At 42.1% G+C, this 7716-nt stretch carries 7 protein-coding genes; 5 read left to right on the forward strand and 2 right to left on the reverse strand.

Annotation, left to right across the window (positions count from 1 at the left end):
- Positions 1–153: 153 nt before the first annotated feature.
- The gene (locus tag H6A61_RS01640) at positions 154–2301 is read left to right on the forward strand and encodes a DNA topoisomerase 3 (RefSeq protein WP_204390516.1); all 2148 of its coding nucleotides are present in this window, start codon (positions 154–156) and stop codon (positions 2299–2301) included.
- Here H6A61_RS01640 and H6A61_RS01645 read toward each other — a convergent pair.
- The gene (locus H6A61_RS01645; RefSeq protein ID WP_204390517.1) at positions 2285–3718 is read right to left on the reverse strand and encodes a methyltransferase RsmF C-terminal domain-like protein; all 1434 of its coding nucleotides are present in this window, start codon (positions 3716–3718) and stop codon (positions 2285–2287) included. The two genes, H6A61_RS01640 and H6A61_RS01645, sit on opposite strands and share 17 nt — an antisense overlap.
- A gap of 101 nt (positions 3719–3819) precedes the next feature.
- Here H6A61_RS01645 and H6A61_RS01650 point away from each other — a divergent pair, with 101 nt between their 5' ends.
- Both H6A61_RS01650 and H6A61_RS01655 read left to right on the forward strand, forming a co-directional pair.
- Positions 3820–4614, forward strand: a complete 795-nt coding sequence (locus H6A61_RS01650) for a thymidylate synthase (RefSeq protein WP_204390518.1) — start codon at positions 3820–3822, stop codon at positions 4612–4614.
- A 19-nt stretch (positions 4615–4633) separates the two neighbouring features.
- Positions 4634–5122 (forward strand): dihydrofolate reductase, encoded by a 489-nt coding sequence (locus H6A61_RS01655; RefSeq protein WP_204390519.1) that lies wholly within the window; start codon positions 4634–4636, stop codon positions 5120–5122.
- Position 5123: 1 nt separating this feature from the next.
- Here the strand turns inward: H6A61_RS01655 and H6A61_RS01660 are convergent, their stop codons facing one another.
- Positions 5124–5606, reverse strand: coding sequence for an Lrp/AsnC family transcriptional regulator (locus H6A61_RS01660; protein WP_204390520.1), 483 nt, complete (start codon positions 5604–5606; stop codon positions 5124–5126).
- A gap of 147 nt (positions 5607–5753) precedes the next feature.
- On the opposite strand from H6A61_RS01660, the gene H6A61_RS01665 reads away from it, so the two are divergent.
- Positions 5754–7040, forward strand: coding sequence for a M64 family metallopeptidase (locus tag H6A61_RS01665; RefSeq protein ID WP_204390521.1), 1287 nt, complete (start codon positions 5754–5756; stop codon positions 7038–7040).
- Positions 7041–7061: 21 nt separating this feature from the next.
- The gene (locus H6A61_RS01670) at positions 7062–7592 is read left to right on the forward strand and encodes a GNAT family N-acetyltransferase (RefSeq protein ID WP_204390522.1); all 531 of its coding nucleotides are present in this window, start codon (positions 7062–7064) and stop codon (positions 7590–7592) included.
- The last annotated feature ends 124 nt before the right edge of the window (positions 7593–7716 follow it).

The following is a 7716-nucleotide window of genomic DNA, read 5'->3' on the forward strand; positions in this document are numbered from 1 at the left end:
GAATTTCAATTTTAAACCTGATTATTTTCTTGTAAAATCTAAGTTTTACCCAATCACCGAATTCCATAATTCCGGCATTTATTTGGTTATATCGGAAAAAATCACGAAAATTGCATGACATTTAACGATTTTATAAGCTTATACTGACAGAGAATGATAGTTTGCATAGCCGAAAAGCCCAGTGTGGCAAGAGATATAGCGGAAGTGCTTGGCGCACACAACAAGAAGGATGGTTTCATAGAAGGAAACGGATATCAGGTGACATGGACATTCGGACACCTGTGTACGCTGAAGGAGCCGCACGAATATACTCCGCAGTGGAAATCGTGGTCGCTGGCAAGTCTGCCGATGATACCGCCGCGCTTCGGGATTAAGCTGATAAACGACTCTGGTATAGAGAAGCAGTTCAAGATAATAGAATCGTTGATGCAGAAGGCGGATATGATTATAAACTGCGGTGATGCCGGACAGGAGGGTGAACTGATACAGCGATGGGTGATGCAGAAAGCTGGGGCGAAATGTCCGGTGAAGCGTTTGTGGATTTCGTCTCTTACGGAAGAGGCTATCAGAGAGGGATTTGCAAACTTGAAGGACCAGTCGGAATTCCAACCCTTGTATGAGGCTGGACTAAGCAGGGCGATAGGTGACTGGACGCTTGGGATGAATGCCACACGACTTTATACTCTTAAATACGGACAGAACAAACAGGTGTTGTCCATTGGACGTGTGCAGACTCCTACACTGGCTCTTATCGTGAAAAGACAGCAGGAAATAGAGAATTTCGTACCGAAACAGTATTGGGAACTGAAGACTTCATACAGAGATACCATTTTCTCTGCCATAGTACGCAAGAGTGACGAGGAACTGGCAGAAGAAGCTGCTGCTGAAAAGGAAAACCCACAGCTTAAAAAGAAAACTCCTGCAAAGGAAGATGCCAACAGAGGTATTCCGTCTATTACAGACCAGGCTACAGGCGAACAATTGCTGGAACGCATAAAGAACGCTCCGTTTACTATCACCGATATTTCATCGAAAAAAGGTACTGAGGCACCGCCAAGGCTTTTCGACCTTACTTCGCTCCAGGTGGAATGTAACAAGAAATTCGGTTATTCCGCCGATATGACTTTGCAGCTCATCCAGTCGCTTTACGAAAAGAAGGTGGCTACTTATCCGCGTGTGGATACTACTTTTCTGAGTGACGATATATATCCAAAGTGTCCGAAGATTCTTGAGGGACTGAAGGATTATGCCGTATATACGGCTCCTCTGACGGGAAAACCGCTTATAAAATCGAAAAAGGTATTCGATAATTCGAAGGTTACGGACCACCATGCCATTATTCCTACGGGCGTGCAGCCGCGTGAGCTTACGAATATGGAGAAAACGGTTTACGACCTTATTGCAAGGCGTTTCATAGCTGTGTTCTATCCGGACTGTAAGTTCTCTACCACTACGGTGATAGGCGAGGCGGATTCTATAGAGTTCAAGGTGACGGGAAAGCAAATCCTGGAACAGGGATGGAGAGTGGTGTTCGCAAAGGAACAGCAGGATGATACGAAGGAGAATGACGAGGAAAAGACTCTGCCTGCGTTCGCGAAAGGGGAGAGCGGACCGCACTATCCTTCACTTTTCGAAAAGTGGACTCAGCCGCCACGTCCTTACACGGAGGCTACTCTGCTCCGGGCTATGGAAACTGCCGGCAAGTTGGTGGAAAACGATGAACTGCGTGATGCGATGAAGGAAAACGGTATAGGCCGTCCTTCTACGCGAGCTGCCATAATTGAGACTTTGTTTAAAAGAAGATATATCCGAAAGGAGAAGAAGAATCTTATAGCTACACCTACAGGAGTGGAGCTGATACAGCTTATTCATGAGGAATTGCTGAAGTCTGCCGAACTGACTGGTATTTGGGAAAAGAAGCTTCGTGAGATAGAGAAGAAAAGCTATGATGCGGCTACATTTATCAGTGAACTGAAACAGATGGTTACTGAAATAGTGAATAGCGTGATAAGAGATACTAGCAACCGCCGTGTGACTGTTACATCGGAAGAGGATGTGAAGACTGCTGCTAAGAAAGGTTCTACAGGAAAAGATACGGCTGCGAAACCGGCTGCAGCAAAGACTCCGCGCAAGAAAGCTGCTCCGAAAGTTGAGAAAAAAGCCGTTGAACCGGAAATCGTGGGTGGTGATATTGTCGGCAAGGTTTGCCCTTTATGCGGCAAGGGTACCATCATAAAGGGTAAAACTGCATACGGTTGTTCGGAGTGGAAGAACGGTTGCGGTTTCAGAAAACCGTTCTGACCTCGTCAGGCATATATCCGCTGCGGATTCTCCATTCCTGGGGATAGAGATTGTTCGCACGGTTTCCTATGTTCTTCACAAAGCCTAGAGGAGTGTCGCGGTATGTCACGAGTACATAGCCTTTGGGAACTGAAGCATCGAGTGTGACAGCCTCCTTCCTGAGATATGCTATTGCCTGTTCGTAAGTGAGTTCTGCCTTTGGGAAAGTCTCTCTGTTGAGGCTTGTGCTCATGGCGAGCGAGTGATGAGGCTGCCAGTCTTTGCCTTTGTTCTCGGCAAGGGTGATTCCGCGATGAAGTATGCGGATGCTGTTTCCCTTGTCTTTCAGAAGGTTTTCCAGGCTGTTCAGCCTTTGTGATTTTGCCACTGCTGTTGTTCCGTCGATAGAGAACTCAAAATCTTCGCTTTCGCATATCCATGATTTTATTTCGCTGGTTACGGTCAGGGAGTTTTGTTTCTTGTCCTGCTTCTTGTTGTTTTTCTTGCTGTTCTTTCTTGAGCTGTAGTCGGACAAGATGTCGTAGTCTTCATCTGATGTACCGTTCTTGCGTAGTACAGCCATGAAGAGTCCTTCACCAATGGTTCTGTGGGGCAGGAAGCGATATACCGGAAAGTCATATCCTGCAAGGTTTCCTGTTATGTTCCATTCTTCTTTGGTCTCTATAGGAAGTACTTCTGCTCCAAGTTCGCTTGCTATCCAAGCTACATTGTCTTCGTTTTCTTCACGGTTGAATGTGCATGTGCTGTAAATAAGCAGTCCTCCTGGTTTCAGACAAGGCCATATATCGCGGAGTATTCTGCGCTGTCGTTCCCAGCATAGGCCCACGTTGGCAGGACTCCATTCTTCTACAGCCACTTCGTCTTTTCGGAACATACCTTCACCGGAACATGGAACGTCGGTCAGTATTACGTCGAAAAGTGATTCCAGAGGGGTGAAGTCAGAAGGATCGTTATTGGTTACTATCACTTCTGGATTTCCCCATTTTACAATGTTTTCGGCAAGTATCTGCGAGCGGTTGCGCATCACTTCGTTGGCTATGAGCAGACTTCCTTCGGGGAGCGAGGAACGAAGTAGGGTAGATTTGCCGCCGGGAGCTGCACACAGGTCGAGGGCGATAACCGGTGATTCTACATACTGATGCAAAGCACTCTCGAGAAACATGGACGATGCTTCCTGAACATAATAGCTGCCGGCATGGAACAGCGGGTCGAACGTGAATGTGGGGCGTGCAGACAGATAATATCCGTCTGTTGTCCACGGGATGAGCTTCGCATTCTCTGGCACAAGTCCGGTCTTTGCTCCGTTGATTCGTATGCTTACGGGAGTATCGTTCTGCATCGCTTCGCAGAGGGCTTTACAGTTTTCCTCGCCCATCAGGGCTGCTGTTCGTGATATAAATGAAACGGGGAAATTCATATTCTTCTGTATATATTAATGTCTGCAAAGTTAATGTTTTTCATAATGTTTTTGATTAACTTTGCCCTCAATAATAAATAATTAAGTACAACATAATCTTTATGAAGCAATATTTAGACTTACTTCAACGCATAAAGACCGAGGGCGTAAGGAAAGACGACCGTACCGGAACGGGTACTGTCAGCGTGTTCGGACATCAGATGCGTTTCAACCTTGAAGATGGTTTCCCACTCGTAACTACCAAGAAACTTCATCTTAAATCTATTATTCACGAACTTCTTTGGTTCCTTAAAGGTGATACAAACGTGAAGTATCTTCAGGAGAATGGTGTAAGAATCTGGAATGAGTGGGCAGACGAGGATGGTAATCTTGGACATATATACGGCTATCAGTGGCGTTCGTGGCCTACTTACGACGGTAAGTTTATCGACCAGATTTCGGAAGCTGTGAATATGATAAAGAACAACCCTGACTCAAGACGTATCATTGTGAATGCATGGAATGTGGCAGACCTTGACAATATGAACTTGCCTCCGTGTCATATGTTCTTCCAGTTCTATGTGGCTAACGGACGTTTGAGCCTGCAGATGTATCAGAGAAGTGCGGATACATTTCTCGGTGTGCCGTTCAATATCGCTTCGTATGCTCTTCTGCTTCAGATGATGGCTCAGGTGACAGGACTGAAAGCGGGTGATTTCATACATACTTTGGGTGATGCCCATATATATCTTAATCATCTGGAACAGGTGGACTTGCAGCTGACAAGAACTCCGCGTCCTCTTCCTGTGATGAAAATCAATCCTGATGTAAAGGATATTTTCAGTTTCAAGTATGAAGACTTCCAGCTTGAAAACTATGACCCTTGGCCTCATATTGCCGGTAAGGTTTCTGTATAATTATTAACTGATGATATTTATGATTTCGATTATTGTAGCTATAAACAAGAATAACGGTATAGGATATAAAAACGAACTCCTGTACTGGCTTCCTAATGACCTGAAGAGATTCAAGACTCTGACTACAGGTCATACCATAATCATGGGACGCAAGACTTTTGAGTCTCTTCCAAAAGGTGCTTTGCCTAACAGAAGAAATATTGTTTTGAGCAGCCAGGATATTACTTTTCCTGGGGCAGAGTGTTTTCACAGCCTGAAAGATGCTCTTGAGGCATGCAAAGATGAAATAGAGGTGTTTATTATCGGTGGCGCAAGCCTGTATAAGGAAGCAATGCCAATAGCAGACCGTCTGTATATAACAGAAGTGGACGATTGTGAAAAAGAGGCTGATGCTTTCTTCCCTGAAATATCACCTGAAATATGGCAAGAAAAAAGTAGAGAATGCCATTCAACAGATGAAAAGCATCTCTACTCATATAGCTTTTGTGATTACGATCGTATCAAATAATTTATTCATCATCATCATTCGCCAGATCAAGTATAGGCATCTGGCGTTTGATTGCCTCATGGAATGATATTATCGTTTCAGAACGAGACAATCCCAATGGTTGCAGTTTGTCGTGTATGATGCTCAACAAGTGATGGTTATTCTTTGCATAAATCTTTATGAACATATCATACTGACCTGTAGTGAAATGACATTCTACTACTTCAGGAATTTTCTTTAGTTCTTCTGTCACAGAATCAAACTGTTCAGGATCCTTTAAATATAATCCTATATAAGCACATGTCTCATATCCTATTTTCTCAGGGTCTATTATAAACTCTGATCCTTTTAAAATACCGAGATTTGTTAGTTTCTGAATTCTCTGATGAATTGCGGCACCAGACACATTGCACACACGAGCTACTTCCAAAAAAGGAATACGAGCATTTTCTGCAATCATACGCAGAATTTGTTCATCCAAACTATCCAACTGATGATGTCCCATTTTTAATAATTTTAATTTATACAAAGGTAGTATTTTTATTCAAACTATATATAATAAAGTTCTTATATTTGATTTATATTTAATTATCTTTGTGTTAGATACTTTATTTTTTTTATATATTATACATAAAAACAGTTCTTAATTATTATGACAAAAACTTTTTTATCACTTTTTTTAGGATTAGCTGTGTGTTCTTCCGGATATTGCCAAAGTTTTGAAGAGTTCTTTGCAGATAAAACACTTAGAGCGGACTATTTGTTCACAGGAAATAAAAAAAATCAGTCAGTTGTCCTTGACGAACTTAAGTCTATGGATGGGTGGGCAGGCAGAAGAAGTAATTTGGACAAACTGCCATTATCAGGCAACGGACAGTTGACTATGGTTGACAAAGCTACAGGTGTAGTTATTTACAGAACTTCTTTTTCCAGTCTGTTTCAGGAATGGCTGGGCGAAAATGAAGCTGAGACTTTAAGTAAGGGATATGAAAATACATTCCTGATGCCATTCCCAAAGAAAGAGACTTTGGTGACAGTTGAGCTTTTTAATGCACGACATGAGGTTTCTGCTTCGTTTACACATACTGTACGCCCTGATGATATTTTGATTAAGAAGACTGGTACAAATAACGTGGCTGATCATAAATATTTGCTGAAAAACGGCTCTTCTGAAAAGTGTATTGATGTCGTGATAATGGCTGAGGGATATACTAAAGGAGAGATGCAAACATTCTACAGTGATGCACAAAAGGCTTGTGACGCAATTTTCAGCCATTCTCCTTTTAAAGAGAATATGAATCATTTTAATGTCGTAGCAGTTGCCAGCGAATCAGCAGACAGTGGAGTTAGTATTCCTAGGGAAAATGTCTGGAAATCGACAGCTGTAAGCTCGCATTTCGATACGTTTTATTCTGACAGGTATCTTACTTCGAGCAGTGTTAATGATATTCATGATTTGCTTGCCGGTATCCCATACGAGCATATAATAATTTTGGCTAATACCGATACTTACGGTGGTGGAGGAATATATAATTCGTTTACTCTGACTACCGCTCATCATTCAAAGTTTGAACCTGTGGTTGTGCATGAATTCGGTCACAGCTTTGGAGGATTGGCTGATGAATATGCCTATACTGATGCACCAAGTCCGCTTTATCCGTATGATGTTGAGCCGTGGGAACAGAATATAACTACTTTGGTAGATTTTGAAAGTAAATGGAGCGATATGCTGCCGAAGGATATAGCTGTTCCAACTAAAATAACATCTGATAATTATAGTTCGACTGAAGCGCTAGGAGTTTATCAGGGGGCCGGATATAGTATGAAAGGAATTTACAGACCGGTTCCGGATTGCAGAATGCGTACTAATGAAGCAAAAGCTTTTTGCCCGGTGTGCCAGAGATCGCTTCAGAGATTGATAGATTTTTATACTGACTAATAACCAATATATATATAAGCCATGATTAAATTTAATCCTATTAAGACTACAGATCCTTCGTATCCTTTTGTAGAAAATCTTTTGCATGAATCATTTCCCGTAGAGGAAAGAAGGGACGACGAGATGCAGAGATATAATACTGATAGTAATCCTTTGTTTACCGCATATCTGATTACTGATGATGCTGAAAATGTTGGTCTGATAACTTTATGGAAACTGACAGGATTTCTTTATGTAGAACATCTTGCCACCTCACCAAGTGTAAGAAACAAAGGTTATGGAAAAATGATTATGCAGGCTTTATTAAGTAATTTCCCGGATTCCATAATAGTTCTTGAAGTGGAACTTCCTGAAGATGAATTGAGCAAACGCCGTATCGGCTTTTATGAAAGAAACGGTTTTACACTCTCTGAACGTCCATACGTGCAACCGCCATACAGAAAGTCCGGGAGTCCGATTCCAATGTATATCATGTATTCAGGAACTGATTCAATAGATGAGATGTTTGAAACTATAACATCTGAAATTCATAAGAATGTTTATCTGGTATAATTTTATAGGCATAAAAAAAGAGGGTGTGTCAAAATGATGCATCCTCTTTTCGTTATATAATCATCGGTTTCTCATTTTTCATAGAGTATGATTTCTATATTTCCGTATTATCCCTATCTCCATG

The organism is Bacteroides caecigallinarum, from assembly GCF_016901995.1.
Lineage (GTDB): Bacteria > Bacteroidota > Bacteroidia > Bacteroidales > Bacteroidaceae > Phocaeicola > Phocaeicola cellulolyticus.

Excerpts from the sequence above, each read along its gene's own strand:
- H6A61_RS01640 (WP_204390516.1), top strand. The coding sequence starts at position 154 with ATGATAGTTTGCATAGCCGAAAAGCCCAGTGTGGCAAGAGATATAGCG.
- H6A61_RS01645 (WP_204390517.1), bottom strand. The coding sequence starts at position 3,718 with ATGAATTTCCCCGTTTCATTTATATCACGAACAGCAGCCCTGATGGGC.
- H6A61_RS01650 (WP_204390518.1), top strand. The coding sequence starts at position 3,820 with ATGAAGCAATATTTAGACTTACTTCAACGCATAAAGACCGAGGGCGTA.
- H6A61_RS01655 (WP_204390519.1), top strand. The coding sequence starts at position 4,634 with ATGATTTCGATTATTGTAGCTATAAACAAGAATAACGGTATAGGATAT.
- H6A61_RS01660 (WP_204390520.1), bottom strand. The coding sequence starts at position 5,606 with ATGGGACATCATCAGTTGGATAGTTTGGATGAACAAATTCTGCGTATG.
- H6A61_RS01665 (WP_204390521.1), top strand. The coding sequence starts at position 5,754 with ATGACAAAAACTTTTTTATCACTTTTTTTAGGATTAGCTGTGTGTTCT.
- H6A61_RS01670 (WP_204390522.1), top strand. The coding sequence starts at position 7,062 with ATGATTAAATTTAATCCTATTAAGACTACAGATCCTTCGTATCCTTTT.